This is a genomic window from Streptomyces xylophagus, assembly GCF_000716435.1.
GTDB lineage: Bacteria > Actinomycetota > Actinomycetes > Streptomycetales > Streptomycetaceae > Streptomyces > Streptomyces xylophagus.
Map to the genome: position 1 here is coordinate 506,165 of NZ_JNWO01000002.1, position 16,527 is coordinate 522,691.

Annotated in this window: 19 protein-coding genes; 8 read left to right on the forward strand and 11 right to left on the reverse strand. The window is 70.0% G+C overall.

Features of this window, described 5'->3' with window-relative positions; all coding sequences use genetic code 11:
• Positions 1-7: 7 nt before the first annotated feature.
• From OO70_RS05740 to OO70_RS05750, 3 genes are read right to left on the reverse strand one after another with little or no spacing between them, the layout of a single operon-like run.
• Complete coding sequence (locus OO70_RS05740) at positions 8-394, reverse strand: toxin Fic (protein ID WP_043664821.1); 387 nt, start codon at positions 392-394, stop codon at positions 8-10.
• A complete protein-coding gene (locus tag OO70_RS05745; protein ID WP_234336723.1) occupies positions 391-690 on the reverse strand; it encodes a type II toxin -antitoxin system TacA 1-like antitoxin in 300 nt (99 codons plus the stop codon). Before OO70_RS05745 ends, OO70_RS05740 begins: the two co-directional genes overlap by 4 nt.
• Before the next feature lie 45 nt (positions 691-735).
• On the reverse strand, positions 736-1,104 hold the full coding sequence (locus OO70_RS05750; protein WP_043664823.1) for an NUDIX hydrolase: 369 nt from the start codon (positions 1,102-1,104) through the stop codon (positions 736-738).
• A gap of 194 nt (positions 1,105-1,298) precedes the next feature.
• Between OO70_RS05750 and OO70_RS05755 the strand changes: the two genes are divergently transcribed.
• The 3 genes from OO70_RS05755 to OO70_RS05765 all read left to right on the forward strand — a co-directional run bounded on the left by OO70_RS05755 (position 1,299) and on the right by OO70_RS05765 (position 4,568).
• The gene (locus OO70_RS05755) at positions 1,299-1,985 is read left to right on the forward strand and encodes a response regulator transcription factor (RefSeq protein ID WP_043665487.1); all 687 of its coding nucleotides are present in this window, start codon (positions 1,299-1,301) and stop codon (positions 1,983-1,985) included.
• Positions 1,982-3,367, forward strand: a complete 1,386-nt coding sequence (locus OO70_RS55280; RefSeq protein WP_051740712.1) for a sensor histidine kinase — start codon at positions 1,982-1,984, stop codon at positions 3,365-3,367. Before OO70_RS05755 ends, OO70_RS55280 begins: the two co-directional genes overlap by 4 nt.
• Before the next feature lie 85 nt (positions 3,368-3,452).
• Positions 3,453-4,568, forward strand: coding sequence for a TDT family transporter (locus OO70_RS05765; protein WP_234336724.1), 1,116 nt, complete (start codon positions 3,453-3,455; stop codon positions 4,566-4,568).
• Here OO70_RS05765 and OO70_RS05770 read toward each other — a convergent pair.
• From OO70_RS05770 to OO70_RS05780, 3 genes are all read right to left on the reverse strand, one after another.
• Entirely contained in the window at positions 4,561-5,007 is a 447-nt protein-coding gene (locus tag OO70_RS05770) for a DUF6884 domain-containing protein (protein ID WP_043664825.1), read from the reverse strand. The two genes, OO70_RS05765 and OO70_RS05770, sit on opposite strands and share 8 nt — an antisense overlap.
• Positions 5,004-6,053, reverse strand: a complete 1,050-nt coding sequence (locus OO70_RS05775) for a GlxA family transcriptional regulator (protein ID WP_043664827.1) — start codon at positions 6,051-6,053, stop codon at positions 5,004-5,006. Before OO70_RS05775 ends, OO70_RS05770 begins: the two co-directional genes overlap by 4 nt.
• A 99-nt stretch (positions 6,054-6,152) precedes the next feature.
• On the reverse strand, positions 6,153-8,051 hold the full coding sequence (locus OO70_RS05780) for a Xaa-Pro dipeptidyl-peptidase (RefSeq protein WP_051740714.1): 1,899 nt from the start codon (positions 8,049-8,051) through the stop codon (positions 6,153-6,155).
• Between the two features lie 268 nt (positions 8,052-8,319).
• On the opposite strand from OO70_RS05780, the gene OO70_RS05785 reads away from it, so the two are divergent.
• From OO70_RS05785 to OO70_RS05805, 5 genes are read left to right on the forward strand one after another with little or no spacing between them, the layout of a single operon-like run.
• Positions 8,320-9,819, forward strand: a complete 1,500-nt coding sequence (locus tag OO70_RS05785; RefSeq protein ID WP_043664829.1) for a ferritin family protein — start codon at positions 8,320-8,322, stop codon at positions 9,817-9,819.
• A 10-nt stretch (positions 9,820-9,829) separates the two neighbouring features.
• Positions 9,830-10,084, forward strand: a complete 255-nt coding sequence (locus OO70_RS05790; protein WP_043664831.1) for a toluene-4-monooxygenase system B family protein — start codon at positions 9,830-9,832, stop codon at positions 10,082-10,084.
• A complete protein-coding gene (locus OO70_RS05795) occupies positions 10,077-10,433 on the forward strand; it encodes a Rieske 2Fe-2S domain-containing protein (protein ID WP_063749679.1) in 357 nt (118 codons plus the stop codon). Before OO70_RS05790 ends, OO70_RS05795 begins: the two co-directional genes overlap by 8 nt.
• Positions 10,430-10,744 carry an MmoB/DmpM family protein gene (locus tag OO70_RS05800; RefSeq protein WP_043664834.1) on the forward strand — a complete coding sequence of 105 codons (315 nt, stop codon included), beginning with the start codon at positions 10,430-10,432 and terminating at the stop codon, positions 10,742-10,744. The genes OO70_RS05795 and OO70_RS05800 overlap by 4 nt, the downstream gene beginning before the upstream one ends.
• 32 nt (positions 10,745-10,776) lie before the next feature.
• Positions 10,777-11,778: a ferritin family protein gene (locus tag OO70_RS05805; RefSeq protein WP_043664837.1), complete on the forward strand. Its 1,002-nt coding sequence runs from the start codon at positions 10,777-10,779 to the stop codon at positions 11,776-11,778.
• Positions 11,779-11,844: 66 nt separating this feature from the next.
• On the opposite strand, the gene OO70_RS05810 is transcribed toward OO70_RS05805, so the two are convergent.
• The 5 genes from OO70_RS05810 to OO70_RS05830 form a co-directional block, all read right to left on the reverse strand.
• A complete protein-coding gene (locus OO70_RS05810) occupies positions 11,845-12,402 on the reverse strand; it encodes a YciI family protein (RefSeq protein ID WP_043664839.1) in 558 nt (185 codons plus the stop codon).
• Between the two features lie 53 nt (positions 12,403-12,455).
• On the reverse strand, positions 12,456-13,397 hold the full coding sequence (locus OO70_RS05815) for an alpha/beta fold hydrolase (RefSeq protein ID WP_043664842.1): 942 nt from the start codon (positions 13,395-13,397) through the stop codon (positions 12,456-12,458).
• Positions 13,398-13,484: 87 nt separating this feature from the next.
• Positions 13,485-14,129 carry a molybdopterin-dependent oxidoreductase gene (locus OO70_RS05820; RefSeq protein ID WP_043664844.1) on the reverse strand — a complete coding sequence of 215 codons (645 nt, stop codon included), beginning with the start codon at positions 14,127-14,129 and terminating at the stop codon, positions 13,485-13,487.
• A 497-nt stretch (positions 14,130-14,626) separates the two neighbouring features.
• On the reverse strand, positions 14,627-15,472 hold the full coding sequence (locus OO70_RS05825; protein WP_106971631.1) for an aldo/keto reductase: 846 nt from the start codon (positions 15,470-15,472) through the stop codon (positions 14,627-14,629).
• A gap of 57 nt (positions 15,473-15,529) precedes the next feature.
• A complete protein-coding gene (locus OO70_RS05830) occupies positions 15,530-16,417 on the reverse strand; it encodes a helix-turn-helix domain-containing protein (protein ID WP_043664850.1) in 888 nt (295 codons plus the stop codon).
• Positions 16,418-16,527: the final 110 nt, after the last annotated feature.

Consider the following 16,527-nt stretch of genomic DNA (forward strand, 5'->3'; position numbering starts at 1 on the left):
GCGAGGGTCAGGCGGTGGTCCAGTCGCGCAGTTGGCGGGCGATCCGGGCGAGGCCGAGTTCCCCGGAGGCGGCGTCGCGGACGAGTGCCACGGCCGCCTTGGGCGGGTAGTCGAGGCGGCGCCCGTTGAGGATCAGATAGGCCTCGGTGGCGTGCCAGGCGAAGGCCTCGTTGGAGTGTTCCAGGCAGGGCAACTTCGCCAGGGTCTGCAGGAGCGCGGCGGCCTTCAGGTGCAGGGAGCCGTAGATGTCGCGCTCCATCGCGCGGGCGTCGACCCTGGCGGCCGCGGCGTAGAGCGGGCCGTAGTCGTCGACCTGGGGATCGCCGGCGAGCAGCTCGGCGGCGTGCAGCAGGAAGGTGACGTCGAGCGCGTGCGGTGGTTCGGGCTGGGTCACGCGGCGTGCCCTTGCTCCTGGCGTTCGAGTTCACGCAGCGCGTCCCGCTCGGCAGCCCGCTGCTCGGCGCTGGGATCGGCACTGCCGGGCTCGGCGGCGAAGGCCGCGCCGCTGCGCGCCATGGACTCCTTGAAGCCCTCCAGGAACCGCTCTTCGACGGCGGTCGCCCGCGCGTAGGCGGCCGACAGGATGTACTCCTGCAGGCTGACGCCGGCCTGCTTGGCGGCCGCCTCGATGGCCGCGCGCTGCCGCGGGTCCCGGAAGCGGAGGTTCATGGCCTTCGGCGTGTTCGACATGACATCCACGGTACCAGTGGTACCACGCGCGGGAGCCGGGGTTTCCTACACAGGCGTATGGCCCTCCAGGTACACGCGCACGGCTTCGGGCAGCCCGGCGGCGATGGCATCGGCGAACGGTGCCCAGCGGAGCTGCCCCGCGGTGAGCTGGGCCTCCCCGGACGGATCGTCGCTCAGCAGGTGGCACACCACGGCCGGCCCTCCTCCCGACCCTGCTTCCAGAAGGCTCGATCCGTCCACGAGATAACCGGTGAGTTCGTACACCACGCGCGCGGCGGTGGCCTGTGCCGTCTCGGCGGGCTCCGGGACACCGGACGGCAGGCTCCAGCCGCCCTGCACGTCCACCAGCAGCAGGCGTGCGTCGTCCACGACGACCGCCTCCACCACGTCCTCGGCAGCCTGCTCCAACGTCATGTCCCAACCGTCCCTTCACGCAAGGAGCGACCGTCCGGCCGCGTCCGACCCGGTTTCCTACCCGGGGGACGTCGGTTCACGCGGGACGGACCCGGCGGGAGGCACTGCGGCATCCGAACTCGCCCGTCCCCGCGACCACTTGGGGCGAACCGCCTTCAGGTTGCCCACAGGGCGGAGGGGCCATTCTGATGGGCATGCGGATACTCGTGGTCGAGGATGACCTGCGCCTGGCGGCGCTGCTGCACCGGGGACTTGTGGGCGAGGGGTACGCGGTCGACGTCGCGTACGACGGGCTTCGGGGTCTGGAGATGGCGCGGGAGAACGCCTACGACGCCCTCGTGCTCGATGTGATGCTGCCGAAGCTGAACGGCTTCGGGGTGTGCGAGCGGCTGCGCCGCGCGGGCATGTGGGTGCCGGTGCTGATGCTCACCGCCCTGGACGGCGAGTACGACCAGGCCGAAGGACTCGACCTCGGTGCCGACGACTACGTCACCAAGCCGTTCTCCTTCGTCGCACTGGCCGCCCGGCTGCGCGCGCTGATCCGCCGGGGCCGCCCCGAACGGCCGGCCGTGCTGCGGATAGGCGACCTGGAGATCGACCCGGCCGCCCGCCGCTGCCGACGCGGCGGCACGGACGTCGTGCTGACGGCACGTGAGTTCGCCGTCCTGGAATACCTGGCCCGGCGTGGCGGGGAGACCGTGTCCAAGTGCGAGGTCCTCGAACACGTCTGGGACGACCGCTTCGACGGCGACGTCAACATCGTCGAGGTCTACGTCAGTGCCCTGCGCCGCAAGATCGACGCCCCGTTCCAGCGGCACACCATCCGCACCGTCCGCGGGGTCGGCTACCGCCTCGACGCACCGGACGGGAGCAGGCCGTGACCTGGAACCGCGCCCGCCACCTGCCGCATCTGCTACGCCGCCTGCGGCCCGCCACCATCCGGCTGCGACTGGCCCTCCTGGCCGCCGCCGTCACCCTGCTCCCGCTGTCCGTGGCCGCGGTGCCCATCGCGTTCACGGCACGTGCCTCCCTGTTGCAGAGTGCCGAGCGCAGGACGCTGGACAGCGGCTCGCAGTCGGACGTCACCGCGATTCTTCAGGACCCGGGGAACCTGCCCGACTGCACCAGGTCCTTTCAACGGGTGCAGCGCCTGAGGGACAAGAGCCTCAGCCTGTGTCTGCCCACGCCGCAAGCGGGTCAGAGCAAGGGCGGCCTGTCCCTGATTCCGTGGACCGACCCGGTCAGCGGGCCCGTACCGATCCGTCTCATCACCCACGACACGCACGGGACCCTGCGACTGGAACCGGCCAACGTCGCCATCGCGCACTCCCTAGAAGCGGAGCAGTCCCGGCTGAACTCCATCGTCCGGCTCCTCATGGGTGGGGTCGCCGGGATCACGCTGCTGGTGGCGGGCACCACATGGTTCGCGGCCGGCCGCGTGCTGCGCCCCGTCGAGGCCATCCGCGCCGACTTCGCCGAGTTCAGCGCACGCCACCTCGACCGGCGTGTCCCCGTCCCCCGTACCGGCAACGAGATCGCCCGGCTGGCCGTCACCATGAACGCCACCCTCGACCAGCTGCAGACCGCGGTCGACCGGCAGCGCCGGTTCACCGCGGACGCCTCCCACGAACTGCGCACCCCACTGGCCTGCCTGCGCACGGAACTCGAACTCGCCCTGAACAGGCCCGAGTCCGCCGACTGGCCACAGGTCGTCGGCGCCGCGCACGACGACACCATCCGGCTGCAGATCCTGACGGAGAACCTCCTCCTGCTGGCCCGCCTCGACGCCGAACACGCCGAGGGCCGCGCCTGGCCCGGCACACCCGTCGATCTCACCGACCTCGTCCGCGAGGAGATCGCCCGCCGTCCCGCGTCCCGTCCGACCCTGCACGCCGTGACGGGCCCCGACCCGCTCCTCGTGCCCGGCCGGCACGCGTTGATCGCCCGGGTGCTGGCCAACCTCCTGGACAACGCGGAACGGCACGCGACCAGCACCGTCACCGTCCGCCTGAGCCAGGACACCGGCCGTCGCGAGGCCGTCCTCGACGTCGAGGACGACGGGCCCGGCATCCCGGCCGCGGACCGCGCCCGCATCTTCGAGCGCTTCACCCGCCTCGACGACGCCCGCGCCCGCGACACCGGCGGCTTCGGACTCGGCCTGGCCATCGCCCACGACGTCGCCACCCTCCACAACGGAACCCTCACCCTCGCCCCGCCGAACGGCAGCACCCGTTTCACACTGCGGCTCCCGCTGCACCACTGACACGCAGCGCTCGATATCTGCCATGACGCCCTGGCATCAGGACATGGCCGACAGCGCGGCCCCACCCCCGACCTACGGTCGAGCGATGATCCCCTCCTCACCCGCCCGTTCTCAGTCGCCCACGACCCCCAGGGCGACGCGTCCGCTGCTCAGCCCCAGTTGGTTCGCGGCCGTGATGGGCACCGGCATCGTCGCCGACGCGGCGGTCACCCTGCCGCGCGGCTTCCCCGGGCTGCGTACCGCCGCCACGGTCGTCTGGGCGGGCGCCGTGCTGCTGCTGATCCTGTTGGCCGTCGGGTATCTCCGGCAGCGGGCGCTGCGGTCGCACGCGGCCGACCCCGTCACGGCCCAGTTCTTCGGCGCACCGCCGATGGCACTGCTCACGGTGGGCGCCGGGACGCTGCTGCTCGGCCGGCGGGTGATCGGGTTCGACGCGGCGCTGGACGTGGACTGGGTGCTGTGGTCGCTCGGCACCGCACTCGGTCTCGCCGCCGCCTGCACGGTGCCCTATCTGATGGTCACCCGGCACCGCTTCGCGCCGGACGCGGCGTTCGGTGGCTGGCTGATGCCGGTGGTGCCGCCGATGGTCTCCGCCGCGACCGGCGCCCTGCTCGTCCCCTACGCACCGGCCGGCCAACTCCGCCTCGCCCTGCTCCTGATCTGCTACGCCCTGCTCGGCCTCGGCCTCGTCGCCGCGCTCCTGGTCCTCGCGATGATCTACGGCCGTCTCGTGCACCACGACGCGCCCACCGGAGCGATCGTGCCCACGGTGTGGATCGGCCTGGGCGCCCTGGGCCAGGCGGTGACAGCACTCGGCGCGCTGGCCGTGGCGGCACCGAGCACACTGCCGGCGCTCTACGCCCGTGGTGCCGAGGTCCTCGCGCTGCTGGGCGGAATCGCGGTGTGGGGCTTCGCCCTGCTGTGGCTGGCGCTCGCCACCGGACTCACCGCACGGGCGATCCGGGCCGGGCTGCCGTTCGCGCCCACGTGGTGGTCGTTCATCTTCCCGGTCGGCGCGCTCGTCACCGCGACCAGCACGCTCGCGGCACGGACCGGTTCGGTGATGTTCGTCTGGGCCGCCGTCGTGTTCTACGTGCTGCTCGTCCTGGCCTGGATCGTGGTGGCGGGCCGTTCCCTTCGCCACGTCGCCACCCTGACCGCCCCTTCGAGGCGACGAGAACTGAGCAACTCCCTCAGCTGACAAGGCCCTTGCGCAGTGCCGCGAGGCGGGCCATCTGCTCACCCATGCCGCGGGTTCCGGCCAGCGGCATACGGGCGTGCTGCCAGACGGAGCGCACGAGGTCGACATGGCGTGCGCCGCCGAGGGCGACGACGGGGTCGAGGAGGACGATGTCGCGCAACGCCGCCTGTTCCAGAAGGAGTTGGGACGTCACTGCGTCCGTCGTGCCGTGGGGTGTGTCGTACGGCTCGACGACGTCGTCGAGGTCGAGCAGGCCGTGGCGCGCGGAGAGAATCAGCAGCCGGTCGGGCCGCAGAGCCTCGGCCGCATGGCGACACGCACGGTGATACGAGCCGATGTACAGGTCCGCCGCCCGTGCGGGCCGGTCCAGTTTGCGGCTGCCGCACGGGATGACGACGAGTTCCGGCTTGAGGAGGTCGAGAGGGTCGTTCGGGGTCATGCCTGTGTGTCCTGTTCTCGGTCTTCTCGGTCTTCTTCGTTGTCTGTGTTCGCGTTGGTCGTGCCTACGCCGGTCGTCCGGAAGCTGGTCCGGAACGCCCCCGGTGTCACGCCCAAGTGCCGCACGAACGCCCTGCGGAGCGACTCGGCCGAGCCGAACCCGGTGCGCCGCGCCACCACCGGCAGCGAGTCGTCCCCCGTCTCCAGCAACACCTGGGCGGCCTCCAGCCGGACCTGTTCCACATACCGGGCCGGGGTGGTACCCACCTCGTCGTCGAAGAGCCGGCTCATGTGCCGGACGCTGATGCCTGCCCTGCGGGACATGGCGGCCAGGGTGTGGTCGGCACCCGGGTTCGCGGCGACCTCGTCCAGGAGTCGGCGGAGCAACTCATGCCGGGAGTGCGGGAGTTGGGTGCGAGCGCTGAACTGGGACTGCCCTCCGGGTCGTTGCATGAAGACGACCATGTCCTTGGCGACCGCCCGCGCGACCTGAGCTCCGTAGTGCTCCTCGACGAGCGCCAAGGACAGGTCGATCCCGGCACTGACACCCGCCGAGGTCATCATCCGGCCGTCCCGCACGAAGATGGCGTCCGGTTCGACCCGCACGGAGGGGAAACGCACGGCCAGTTGCCGGGACTGCCGCCAATGCGTCACGGCGCGACGCCCTCGCAGCAGTCCGGCCGACGCCAGCAGGAACGCGCCGGTGCACACCGACGCCGTACGACGGGCCATGCCGTGCAGTTGCCGGACCGCATCCAGGAGCGCGTCGTCCTTGATCAGCGTCTCCCATTCCGGACCGCCCGGGACCACCAACACGTCGTACGGCTCACGGACGTCGTCGACGGCGAGGTCGGCGCTGATCCGGGTCCCGGCGGAGGTGATCACCGCCGACCCGTCCTCCGAGACGATCTGAACCCGATAGCGCCCGCCGAACTCGTTGGCCGACGCGAACACCTCGATCGGGCCGGTCACGTCGAGCAGCCGGACGCCCGGGAAGACGAGGACGGTGACGGTGAGCGGGCCCGTGCCGGGGCGGTTGTGGTTCATCGGACAGCCAGCGTGCGCCCGTCGTCCGTGCTTGTGCCACGACCGGCTTCCTCCCTGCTGGGAGGTCGTGCCTCCCAGTCGGAGTTCCGGCCCCCGTGACTACGTGGAGGGCAGGCCGGCATGCCCGACCACCGGCAGTCGCAGGGACGTGTGCGCCAGATCGAGGGTGATCGTCGGCCGGTCGGCCGCCTGCTCGGCGATGCCCCAGTCGGTGCCCGCGACGATCAGGGCCAGCCGGTGCCCGGCCGGGACGATGTGGTCGACGCTCGCGAGGGTCAGAGTGAGGGTGTACGGCTTGCCGGGCGTGAGCGGCTGGACCCGGTGCGCGTCGGCGGCGGTGCCGAGCGCGGCCCAGCCGCGACTGAAGACGGTGCTCGTGACATGCGTGGTGTGGGCCGCCGTCTTCTTGTAACAGGCGCTGTCCTGCGCCGAGTTCTCGCCCCAGCAGGATTTTCCGGAGAGCGTGGAGATGCCCAGGCCGGCCGCCGGGTCGTAGCCGCGGATGGTGGCCGGGCCCAGGTCGACGAGGACCGCCGACAGGTTCGCGGTCGCGGTCGTCGAGGTGGCGGTGACGGTCACCTTCGAGGCGCCGGAGACGCGCAACGGCTTCGTGAGCGGCTCGGTGACGAAGCCCGCCTTCTCGCCGGTCGACTGGCCGATGTGCGTGGCCCAGTCGGTCTCGGACTTCTCCGTGGCGTCGGTGAAGGTCTCGGTGCCGCTTCCGGGTTGGGTGCCGAGTGTGCCCACGCCCGCCTTCGTGCCCTGAACGGGGTTGAGTGTCACGGGAGTTGTGGACTTCGGCGGCCAGACCGCGTCCGTGGTCCAGTGGTCCGGGGTCCGCTCGATGTCGGCCATCGGCGCGCGGTCGATGCCGTTGTCGTAGCCCAGGAGCGCATGGTCGAACCAGTGGTGCAGGGTGTCCACCCACTGCGCACGCCGGTAGTCGAAGGGGTCGACGTGGCCGGTCTGGGAGAGCCAGATCTTGCGCTCGACGCCGTTCTTGGCGAGGGCGTCCCACCATTCGCCGAACTCTTTGGTGCGGACCGTGAGGTCCTGCAGACCGTGCACGACGAGGACGCTCGCCTTCACCTTCTTCGCGTCCGCCACATAGTCCCGCTCGGCCCAGATCGGAGACCAGTCACCGGACTTGACGGCCCCGGTGCCGAGCGGCTTGTTCACGGCGGCGCAGCGGGCACCGGCGGCCTCGCTCTCGACCATGCGGATCAGGGCCCCGGGGGTGGGCGCGTTGCCGACCAGCCCGGCTCCCTGGGAGAAGTAGGCGTCGTACCAGGAGGAGATGGAGCTGATCGGGACGATCGTCTTCAGGCCCCGCACGCCGGTGGCGGCGACCCCGTTGGCGATGCTGCCGTCCCAACTCTTGCCGATCATCCCGGTGTTGCCGTTGGTCCAGGTGGCCCGGGCGGGGGTGGTGCCGGTGTGCGTGGTGTAGGCGTGGGCGCGGCCGTTGAGCCAGTCGACGACCGCCTTCGTGGACTGGACGTCGATGGGGCCGCCGGCGTCCGTGCAGCCGTCGGAGCGGCCGGTGCCGGGGAGGTCGACGGCGACGAACGCGTAGCCGCGCGGGACGAAGTAGTTGTCGTAGAAGAGCGGGAAGCGGACCGGTTGTCCCTTGGCGTCGTAGGTCTTCTTCTGGTTCTCGTTGCCGCGTCCGCAGCAGGAGTAGTAGGGGCTCGCCTCCATGATGACCGGTATCTTCCGGCCCTTGGCGGCGGGTTCGCCCGGGCGCACGATGTCGACGGCCAGCCGGTCGTCCTTGCCGTCGCGGTCATCGTCGCGCCCGGTATCGACCCAGACGGTCTCCCGGACGGCCTTCTTGTACGAGTAGACCGGCTTGCTCTCTCCGGAGGGACCCGCCGGCGATCTCGACGCCCCTGCCGTCGTCGAGGTCCGGCCGGCCGCCTGCGAGACCGAAGGGTTCGGCGAGGAGGAACAGCCGGTCAGCAGAGCGGCGACCGCGGTCGCGAGGAGGGCCGACATGGCGAACGGTCGCCGGGGGCGGCGTTCGAGAAGTGGGGCCACAGAAGTGTTGGTGTGCACGCACAGGTAACGGGTCGGCGGCCGCCGGAGGTTGCCTTGATGTCGTCGAGAGCGACCAAGTCGCTCTGTGTCGACCTGGTTTGACGAAGCGTCAGTGTCACAGGCGATTGTCGGACATGTGTCCCGTTCGGCTGACAGCTGGTGGTATGCCTGTGGAAAATTCAGTGACGAGGCAGCCCGCGCACCATTCCAGCAGGATGTGATCCGCATGCTTCTCACCCAGGACGACTGGTACGAGACCTCGCGCGACCTCGACTGGACCTTCTCGTACGTGGACCGCGCCGCCGCCTTCCCCACGGAGTGGACCGGCGCCGAGGGCATCCCGGAGGACGCGTGGGAGGCCTGGGAGGAGCCGTTCCGTGTCTCGTACCGGGACTACGTGCGCGTCCAGCGCGAGAAGGAGTCCGGCGTCAAGGCGGTGAGTAACGCCCTTCAGCGGGCGGGGAGTTACGACCAGTTGCCCGCCTCCCATGTCGCCGCCTCGCAGATGCACATGGGCCTGATCACGATGGTCGAGTACATGGCCGTCACCATGCAGAGCCGGTTCTGCCGCTTCGCGCCCTCCCCGAAGTGGCGCAACCTCGGCGTGTTCGGGCTGCTCGACGAGACCAGGCACACCCAGCTCAGCCTGCGGTTCTCGCACGCGCTGCTGAAGCACGACACCCGCTTTGACTGGGCGCAGAAGGCGTACCACACCAACCAGTGGGCGGTCGTCGCGGCGAAGAACCTCTTCGACGACATCATGCTCAACGCCGATTGTGTGGAGGCGTGCCTCGCTTCCAACCTGACCCTCGAACACGGCTTCAGCAACATCCAGTTCGTCGCGCTCGCCTCCGACGCGATGGCCGCAGGCGACGTCAACTGGTCGAACCTGCTGTCCTCCATCCAGACCGACGAGGCCCGTCACGCCCAACAGGGCTTCCCCACCCTGGAAGTGGTGATGGCCCACGATCCGGGGCGGGCCCAGCGGATCGTGGACGTGGCGTTCTGGCGCGCCTCCCGGATCTTCCAGACGCTGACCGGACCGGCGATGGACTACTACACGCCGCTGGACAAACGGAAGATGTCCTACAAGGAGTTCATGCTGGAGTGGATCGTCGACCAGCACGAACGGGTGCTGGAGGACTACGGGTTGAAGCGCCCGTGGTACTGGGACGACTTCCTGTACTCCCTCGACAACGGCCAGCACGCGATGCAACTCGGCCTGTGGTTCTACCGGCCCACCCTCTTCTGGAACACCAGCGCCGGCGTGTCACGGGACGAACGGGCCTGGCTGAACGACAAGTACCCGCAGTGGGAGGAGAATTGGGGCGTCCTGTGGGACGAGGTGATCCGCAACATCAACGCCGGACACATCGACCGCACCCTCCCCGAGACACTCCCCGCCCTGTGCAGCGTCACCCAACTGCCCCTCGGCACCGCGATGTCCCGTGACCGCCTGGCCCCCGTCTCCCTCGTCCGCGACGGCCGCGTCCACCACTTCGACAGCGAGATCTCCAAGTGGTGCTTCGAACAGGAACCCGAGCGGTACGCGGGACACCGCACGGTCGTCGACCGGTTCATCGGCGGGGAGATCCAACCCATGGACCTGCCGGGCGCGTTGGCGTGGATGGGCCTGACCCCGGACGTCATGGGCGACGACACGGACGGCTACCGCTGGGCACGCGAATACGCCACCGAATCCAAGGCAACCGAATCCAAGGCATAGGGGGAGTGTCATGGCGCTGTTCCCCATCGTCGGCAGGCTGGTCGGCGACTTCATCCCGCACCTGGTGGCCGTCGACACCGACGACACCATGGACACCGTCGCGCGGAAGGTGGCCGTGCACAGCGTCGGACGGCGGGTGGCGGCTCCGCCCGGCGTCCCGTCGTACGACGTGTACCTCGGCGACCGCAGGCTCGACCCCTCGGTCAAACTCGGCGAACTGTCCCTGCTGCCCCTGCAATGGCTGGACGTGCGGATCCGTGACTGAGAAGGAGGCCCCCGCCGACTACGTCCCGGTGGCTCCCCAGGACGCCCTGTGGGACGGCGAGATGGAACCCTTCGAGGTCAACGGCACGGAGATCCTGCTGGTCCGCATCGAGGGCGACTACCTCGCCTACCAGGGGACCTGCCCGCACCAGCGGCAGTCCCTCGCCGAGGGAGACCTCGACGGCACCGTCCTGACCTGCGCCTTCCACCTGTGGGAGTTCGACGTGCGCACCGGCCGGGGCATCAACCCGCGCGGCTCCTGCCTCGTACGACACGACACCCGCATCGCCGACGGCCAGGTGTACGTCAGCCGCCACCCGTCCGACGAAAGGCCGGCCCCCACCCCATGACCGTCTACGAACTGGACAGCGACGCCCCGCTCGACCCCGTCCTCGTCGGCCCCGTACTGCGGTCCGGACCGCTGGCGGACGCCGTCATCGAGGCGGTGTCCGACGACAACCCCGACCGGGACGTGTACGTCGTGGACCGCGACGACTACGTACGCGTCCACACCCCGCACGAGTGCCGGCTGACCTGGCGCAGCCTGGAGGAACACCTGGGCGGGACCTTCCAACTCTCCGCCCTGGAGATCGAGATGCCCTCCTTCAAGGGGCGGATGCGTTCCCGGTCGCAGGAATACATGTGGTTCCACAGCGAGTGACGAGGCAGTCGGCGACGAGGTAAGGAGAAGCCATGGCACAGCAGCGCGCGACCCGCCTGCGCACCTGGAGCGCCTTCGGCGACCTGGGCCGCCGCCCCAGCGAGTACGAGGTCCTCACCCACGGCATGAACCACACGATGGGCGCGACCCCGCTGGAACTGCCCCCCGACGCGCACGGCAACCGCTGGCTGCGCGAACACCGCGACGGCATGGCCCTGACCGTGCCGGACTGGGACGCCTTCCGCGATCCCGACCGGGTGACGTACGGCAGCTATGTGGCCATGCAGGACGACCGTGAGACATACGTCGAGGGCCTGCTCGAACGCTTCGACAAGGAACAGCACGACGAGCGCCTCACCGCGGGCCGACTCGACCTGCTGGCCCTGGCCGTCACCCCCGCCCGCTACCTGGTCCACGGCCAGCAGATGCTCTCCGCCTACCTCCAACAGCTCGCCCCCGGCAGCTACATCGCCACCTGCGCCGCGTTCCAGACCGCAGACCAGCTCCGCCGCGTCCAACTCCTCGCCTACCGCACCACCCAACTGTCCCGTGCCCATCCCGACCGCGCCTTCGGCATCGCCGAACGCACGACCTGGGAGCACCACCCGGACTGGCAGCCGTTCCGACAGGCCGTCGAGGAGGCCCTGGTCGCCTACGACTGGGACCTGGCCCTGGTCGCGTTCCAACTGGTCCTCAAACCGGTCGCGGACGCCGTACTCCTGCACGGCCTGGCCCGCCGCCTCGACACAGTCGGCGCCCCCCTCGACTCCCTGATCACCGACGACCTGGTGCTGGACGCCCAACGCGCGGCCCGCTGGACCCGCGCCCTGCTGACGTTCCTGACCGACGCCGACCCCGGAAACCGGGCGGTCCTCCAGGGTCACCTCGACACATGGGCCGCGCACGGCACCGCCATGGCGGCCGCGGGCGCCCGCCTGCTGGGCACCTCGGACATCGAGGCCACGGCCCTGAGCACGTGGGACGAACTGCTCGCAGCCGGTGGGCTCACTCGGCCAGGGACACCTTCGGCATGAACTCCGGTGAGCGCGGCTCCAGTTGACAAGGTGGCGGAGTTCGGGGGACGTGCGCGGACCCTGGGGTCAGGACGGCCGCCCGCCGAACTGCCAGTTGTGCACCTCGATGTCCGCGTACCGCTCCTCGGTCAGGACCGCGCGTGCCGTCTCCGGGTCCGGTGCGCGAAGCAGGACCGCCGTACCCAGCCAGGTGGCACCGTCGTCGGACAACAGCGGCCCGTACGCGATGAGTTCGTCCCGGCCGGGCGGCACCGCGAGGTCTGCCGCAGGCTGCCGCCCGGCGCCGAGACCGATCACCAGGTACCGGTTGCCGCCGGTGCGGCCGCCGGGGAAGTCCCACATGGTGCGCCCCAGCGTGTTGCGCCAGCGGCGCAGCATGACGTCCCGGAAGACGCCTGCCTGGTAGTTCGGCTCGTCGAAGGCGAACGCCCGGGCGGCGGCCGGATCGGGCAGGTCGAGGATGTGCACACTGCCGGTGGCGGTGTCACCGTCGTCGGCCAGGGTGGGGCCCCGGGCGATCATCTCCTTCGCGTACTGGTCCATGTAGGACCAGTGTTCTTCCAGCAACTCGTCGCGAAGTGGCCCGGAGTGGGGCCGGTCACGGTGGTAGCAGAGGAATTCCATGCCCGAAGGATCTCCTCATGGGGGTGAGCAGCGCGAGCGGGTTTCGGTTTCCCCTACGCCGTGAGGAAGTCGATGAGCGCCGCGTTGACCTCGTCGGGCCGTTCCTGCTGGGTCCAGTGCCCGCAGCCGGCCAGCTCGATGGGCTTGCGATGCATGTGGGGCATGAAGGTGGGCAGCTGCTCGATGATCTCGCGGGCGCCGGGGAAGGCGGGGACGAGGTCGCGGTCGCCGTAGATGTACAGGGAGGGCACGGTGACCACGGCGTTGTCCCACGGCGCGGTCAGTTCCCAGTTGCGGTCGAGGTTGCGGTACCAGTTCAGGGCGCCGGTGAAGCCCCCGGAGAAACTCTCGGCGAGCGCGTCCAGATCGTCCTCGGTGAGCCACTCCGGCAGCACCTCGGGATCCTCCATGGCCCCGAGCCAGCCCCGCTCGGGGTCGACCATCGGCTGCATGATCTCGCCGGAGGGGGAGGCCGCGGCGGAGGCGGAGTAGAGGAACTTGCGGAGCGTGGTGCGGGTGTCTCTGGCGAACTCGGCGTCGGCGACACCGGGACGCTCGAAGTAGTTCCAGTAGAACCGGCCCCCGAACAGTTCCCGCATCATGGCCAACGGACGGTGCGGCCCCCGGAACGGCGGCGGCACGCTCAGACCGGCCACTCCCAGCACCATGTCAGGCCGCAGCAGCGCGGTGTGCCAGGCGACCGGCGCGCCCCAGTCGTGGCCGACGACGTACGCCTTCTCCTCGCCCAACTCCTTGATCAGGCCGACGACATCGCCGACCAGGTGGAGGATGGTGTACGCGTCGACGTCGTCCGGATGGTCACTGGTGCCGTACCCGCGCTGGTCGGGGGCGACCACGCGGAAGCCCGCGTCGACCAGGGGGCCGAACTGGCGGTGCCAGGAGTGCCACGACTCGGGGAAGCCGTGGAGGAGAACCACCAGGGGGCCCTCGCCCTGCTCGGCGATGTGCAGCCGAATACCGTTCACGTCGACCATGCGATGCGCAACCATGGGGACGAGCCTACGTGCCGTGATCGTCGGGCGGCAGGGCGGGTTTTGGACCTGAGGGGAGAGCCCGGACCTTCAGTTGTTCTGGCCCGAATCGTCCGCGTCCTGCTCCTGGTAGGAGTAGCGCTGCTCTTTCCAGGGGTCGGCGATGTTGTGGTAGCCGCGCTCCTCCCAGAAGCCGCGACGGTCCTCGGTGAGGTACTCGATCGCGCGCAGCCACTTGGGGCTCTTGTAGCCGTACAGGTGGGGCACCACCAGGCGCAGCGGGAAGCCGTGTTCGGCGGTGAGGGGCTCGCCGTTGTGGTGGGTGGCCAACAGGGTCTGCGGGGCCGTGAAGTCGGCGAGGCGGAGGTTGGCGGAATAGCCGTACTCCGCCCAGGCCATGACGTGCGTGACCTCCGGCGCGGGCGGGACCAGGTCCAGGACGGCGGTGGCGGGGATGCCGTACCACTCGTGGTCGGTGGAGGTCGGGCCCGACGCGCAGTGCAGGTCGGCGACGACCGTGACGTGCGGCAGGGGCGCCAGTTCGTCGAACGTCCAGCTGTGCTCGGCGCCGTCGGTGGTGGCACCGTGGACGCGCAGGTTCCAGCGTTCGGGGCGGAAACGGGGGACCGGCCCGTAGTGCGAGACCGGCCATCCGTGCACATGACGCTGCCCGGGCGGGATACGGCGGGACGCGTCGGCGGTGGCCTCGGCCGCGCCTTGTCGGTCGCTTGCCACGCGGCACGTCCCTTCTTCGCTGGTGACCTGGTTATGGCCACCTTTCCCGAGCAGCGTAGGCGTTCACATCCAACGCGACCGAGGCCGGGGCTCGGGTGTACCTGCGCGCGTCGCCGCTGATCGGCCTTTCGGTTGTGGCGGCCAGTTCCGTCAGCTGGATTCCGGGCGTCGACGCCTGGTGTGAGGAAGATCGCGATCATGCGCGGACTGATGCCCACGGTGCGACAGTGAGCGGCCCCGGGCCGGGCGGGCCCATGCGCCCGATCCCTCACCGAGCACTCGTGGCCGACGGACTCATAATCCGTCGGCCGTGCCGGGCGCCCCATAGATCATGGCGTAACCGCCGAACTCGGGGCGGCGAGAAACGGCCCGTACATCCTTTGGCGCGGGGGACGGGGGGCAAGCCCAGCCCGTGCGCAACCGACGGCGCGTGCCCAACGACGGTGATCGCGGACCCCGACCTTTGCGCAGCCCTTCCTTTGAGATGCAGGGCGTTCTCAGCCGAGGCGGTATCCGCCGACGGCGCTGACCATCTGTGGGTCGCGGTGGTCGAAGACGATGCTGGCGCCGGTGTCCAGCGTGGCGATGCGGTCCATCTCGTCGGCGGTGAGCTCGAAGTCGAAGACCGTGATGTTCTCGGCCATGCGCTCGGGGCGCGAGGACTTGGGGATCACCACGACACCGCGCTGGGTCAGCCAGCGCAGCACCACCTGGGCGACGGACTTGCCGTGCGCTTCACCGATGGCGCTCAGTGTCGGGTCGCCGAAGATGTTGTTGCGGCCCTCGGCCAGCGGGCCCCACGCCTCGATCTGCACGCCGCGTTCCGCCATGAGGGCCTGGTCGTCGGCGCGCTGGAAGTACGGGTGGGTCTCGATCTGGTTGACCGCCGGGACGATCTCGTTGTGGTCTGTCAGGTCGACCAGACGGTCGGCATAGAAGTTCGACACGCCGATCGCCTTGATCAGACCCTGGTGGTGCAGGTCCTGCATGGCTCGCCAGGAGCTGTAGTAGTCACCGAAGGGCTGGTGGATCAGGTACAGGTCCAGGTAGTCCAGTCCGAGCAGGCGCAGGGACGTGTCGAAGGCCGCCTTGGCGCCCTCTTCGCCCTTTTCGTTGACCCACATCTTGGTGGTGATGAACAGCTCGTCACGGGCGATGCCGCTGGCCTTGATCGCCTTGCCTACGGCCTCTTCGTTGCCGTAGGCGGCGGCGGTGTCGAGGTGTCGGTAGCCGGTGGCGAGGGCGTCGGTGACGACCCGCTCGGTCTCCTCGGCGGGGACCTGGAAGACGCCGAAGCCGAGGATCGGCATCTGGACACCGTTGTTCAGCGTGACATGGGGGATCTTGGACATGGTGAACCTTTCGGGGTGGTGCTGAAGGGCACGAGGGTGGGCCAGGGCCTACTGGCCGCTGTCGCTCGGTTCTTCCCGAGCGGGCTCGACCGGGTCCGGCGCGGCAGCCCAGCTGGCGAGCAGGTCGAGGGCCTGGCGGCTGGGTGAGCCGGGTTCCGCGGTGCAGATGATCAGTACGAGACCGGCGTCGGCAGGCATGTCCAGGGCTTCGTAGGAGAGGTCCAGGTCACCGACGACCGGGTGGTGCAGCCGCTTGATTCCCGTGCGGTGCAGCCGGACGTCCTGTGTGGCCCACCGGGTGCGGAACTCCTCGCTGCGGGTGCACAGTTCGCCGATCAGATCGGTGAGTGCCCTGTCGTAGGGGTTCTTGCCGGCCATGAGGCGCAGTCCGGCGACGCTGTCGCGGCCGGTGGCCTCCCAGTCGAGGTAGTAGCCGGCCGCGCGGGGGTTCAGGAAGCGGAACCGCGCGGCGTTGACCGGGCGGGCGGGGTCCTCGTACAGCGGGGAGAGGAGGGCTCTGCCCAGCGTGTTGGTGGCCATGACGTCCCCGAGGCCGTTGGTGACGTAGGCAGGGGAGAGCTGGCTGTCCAGGATCGCCTGGATGGCCGGACGTACCCGCTGTACCGCCGGGCGTCGGCGTACCGCCGTGCCGCTGTTGGCCGCACGCACCAGGTCGAACAGGTGGGCCCGCTCGGCCTCGTCCAGCAGCAGCGCCCGGGCCACGGCGTCCAGGACGCTCTCGGAGGCGCCGCGCACGTTGCCGCGCTCCAGCTGGGTGTAGTACTCCACGGACACCCCGGCCAGGTCGGCCACCTCGCTGCGTCGCAGACCGGGTACACGGCGGGTGCCGCCGTGGTCGACGAGGCCCGCCTGCTCGGGGGTGACCTTGCCGCGGCGGGAGATCAGAAAGTCCCGTACCTCGCTGCGGTTGTTCATGTCTTTCACGCTACGAGCCTCACCGCGAAGGTGGGAGATGCTGCCAGTACCCCCCTCGGCGGCACCCTGTTGACATGTCTGCCGTCGAGGTACGGGCCGCCGGGGATGCT

Bases quoted from the DNA above. Each gene is read 5' to 3' on its own strand.
- OO70_RS05775 (WP_043664827.1), bottom strand. From the start codon at position 6,053: ATGAACCACAACCGCCCCGGCACGGGCCCGCTCACCGTCACCGTCCTC.
- OO70_RS05770 (WP_043664825.1), bottom strand. From the start codon at position 5,007: ATGACCCCGAACGACCCTCTCGACCTCCTCAAGCCGGAACTCGTCGTC.
- OO70_RS05745 (WP_234336723.1), bottom strand. From the start codon at position 690: ATGTCGAACACGCCGAAGGCCATGAACCTCCGCTTCCGGGACCCGCGG.
- OO70_RS05790 (WP_043664831.1), top strand. From the start codon at position 9,830: ATGGCGCTGTTCCCCATCGTCGGCAGGCTGGTCGGCGACTTCATCCCG.
- OO70_RS05780 (WP_051740714.1), bottom strand. From the start codon at position 8,051: ATGTCGGCCCTCCTCGCGACCGCGGTCGCCGCTCTGCTGACCGGCTGT.
- OO70_RS05815 (WP_043664842.1), bottom strand. From the start codon at position 13,397: ATGGTCGACGTGAACGGTATTCGGCTGCACATCGCCGAGCAGGGCGAG.
- OO70_RS05805 (WP_043664837.1), top strand. From the start codon at position 10,777: ATGGCACAGCAGCGCGCGACCCGCCTGCGCACCTGGAGCGCCTTCGGC.
- OO70_RS05800 (WP_043664834.1), top strand. From the start codon at position 10,430: ATGACCGTCTACGAACTGGACAGCGACGCCCCGCTCGACCCCGTCCTC.
- OO70_RS05810 (WP_043664839.1), bottom strand. From the start codon at position 12,402: ATGGAATTCCTCTGCTACCACCGTGACCGGCCCCACTCCGGGCCACTT.
- OO70_RS05830 (WP_043664850.1), bottom strand. From the start codon at position 16,417: ATGAACAACCGCAGCGAGGTACGGGACTTTCTGATCTCCCGCCGCGGC.
- OO70_RS05765 (WP_234336724.1), top strand. From the start codon at position 3,453: ATGATCCCCTCCTCACCCGCCCGTTCTCAGTCGCCCACGACCCCCAGG.
- OO70_RS05755 (WP_043665487.1), top strand. From the start codon at position 1,299: ATGCGGATACTCGTGGTCGAGGATGACCTGCGCCTGGCGGCGCTGCTG.
- OO70_RS05785 (WP_043664829.1), top strand. From the start codon at position 8,320: ATGCTTCTCACCCAGGACGACTGGTACGAGACCTCGCGCGACCTCGAC.
- OO70_RS05750 (WP_043664823.1), bottom strand. From the start codon at position 1,104: ATGACGTTGGAGCAGGCTGCCGAGGACGTGGTGGAGGCGGTCGTCGTG.